2 protein-coding genes and 1 pseudogene are annotated in these 1,897 nt (G+C 45.1%); all 3 read left to right on the top strand.

Translation table 11 applies throughout. From position 1 onward, the window contains the following. Positions 1-119: 119 nt before the first annotated feature. The gene (locus tag KSW37_RS15460) at positions 120-671 is read left to right on the top strand and encodes a sigma-70 family RNA polymerase sigma factor (protein ID WP_217315333.1); all 552 of its coding nucleotides are present in this window, start codon (positions 120-122) and stop codon (positions 669-671) included. A 10-nt stretch (positions 672-681) separates the two neighbouring features. Further along, the gene (locus tag KSW37_RS15455; protein WP_217743527.1) at positions 682-1,329 is read left to right on the top strand and encodes a DUF4974 domain-containing protein; all 648 of its coding nucleotides are present in this window, start codon (positions 682-684) and stop codon (positions 1,327-1,329) included. An 89-nt stretch (positions 1,330-1,418) separates the two neighbouring features. Then, positions 1,419-1,897, top strand: a pseudogene (locus KSW37_RS15450) (outer membrane beta-barrel family protein); the annotation flags it as partial.

Here is a 1,897-nt window from a genome sequence, read left to right as displayed (position 1 = left end):
GAGCAAGTCCGATAGGGTATTTTTGACGTTTTAAAAATTTGCATTAAAAAATATTCTGCTAAGGGTTAGGAAAATGAAAATTCGATTGTAATATACGCAAAAGAAAAGAAAATAAAGTAATGCAAATAAACAAAGAAACGATAGAACAGCTCTTCCGGCAGCATTATCTGAGGATGTACCAATTGGCCAGGGTACTTCTGAAGGATGATGCAGCCAGCAAGGATGTGGTGAGCGAAGTCTTTGCCGATGTGCTCGACGGAAAGACTCAACTGGGTCTTGATAACGAGACAATAGCCAGCGATTCGCCCCTGCCTTCCGCCAACGCCGGGAGCTACCTTCTGGTGTGTGTGCGCCATAAATGCCTTAACCTGTTGAGCCGACAGAAGATGAAAGACCGGGTTCATCACCTCCTGAAAGCCGATACTTCGACTTCGATAGCTCCCCTGGAAGCGACGATTGCCGAAATAGACAGGGAGACCGAAAAGTACGAGGCAATTCAGGCTTATATGGATGCTGAACTCACGCCACAAACCCGCAAGGTACTCAATCTCCGCTTTCGACAGAAACTGAAATATCGGGAGATTGCTACGGAATTGGGCATCAGCGAAGTGGCAGTTTATAAGCATCTGGCGCAAGGCATCAGAAAATTAAAGCAAAAGTTTAACCCTTAGCAGATTTATTATGGACAAGTTTGAAAAAATACTGGATATCATCGACCATCAGGAGAAGTATTCTGATGAGGAGATTCGTGAAATATTGCAGGATGAGGAATGCCGAAAACTCTATCAGACGATGGTGGAAGTGGATTCTGCACTTGAAAGCCCCTCTCCTATTATTAATGTAGATGAGGAATGGGAGAAATTCAGCCAGAAACATCAACTTCAGGAAGCATCCCATCCTATAACTTCCTGGCGTAAACTGGCAGCATCCATCGCCGGCTTTGTCTTGATTTCGGGTATTGCCTTTGCCGCAATCCATACTTACATCAAGCGCAGCCAGGAAACAACCCAAGTAACCGCGGACACTCATCCGGAAGTCATGAAATCAGATTCCGCAAAGCAGGTAGCAGCAACGGATTCCCTGACTCATCCGAAACCAGAAAAGCCAGCCATTCACAAGACTTTCGAGAATGTGACTTTCGAGCAGATGATTTCAGAGATTGCTTCTTATTATGATTTACAAGTGAAGTTTGAGAATAACGAGGACAAGACCCTCCGCCTCTATTACGAATGGAACAGTCATTCGAGCATCGAGAACATCGTAAAAGAACTGAACCAATTCGAGAATGTAAACATCGAATTGCAACAAAACGAGCTGATTGTAAAATAACAAGCTTATCAAAAGTAAGCATAATATTATCGACTCTCAAAGTAATCATAAAGTTCAATGTTCAAAGCTCAAAGTTAAAAAGTATCATTATGAGAAGATTTTCAGCCATCATATTCCTGCTGTGCACGTTCGCCCTGGCGATGAGCGCACAGCACATCCAGCGCAACTATCACAACCGCAGCATGTCGGACGTCCTCATCGACCTCGACAAGGCTTCCAAGCGCTACAAAATCAGTTTCATCTACAACGAACTGGAGGATTTCACAGTTACCCAGAACGTGAAGACAGCCAATATTCCCGATGCCATCCGCAAGGTAATCGGTTTCTATCCGATGCAGATGACCGTAGGTGACAGCCTCATCACGGTAGAATGCATACGCAAGAGCGAGCGCAAGCTGATAGGCAGACTGATAGACAATCACAATCTTCCTGTAGAATTCGCCAATATCCAGCTGCTCAACCCGAAGGATTCCTCCTTTCTCTGTGGAGGCGTGAGCAACGCTAACGGCGATTTCGTCATCCCCTGCCAGCAGAAACAGGCCCTCATGAAGGTTTCGTTCGTAGGCTA

The sequence above is a fragment of the Segatella copri genome, from assembly GCF_019127135.1.
Lineage (GTDB): Bacteria > Bacteroidota > Bacteroidia > Bacteroidales > Bacteroidaceae > Prevotella.
This window is presented reverse-complemented; position numbering and strand designations above follow the sequence as displayed.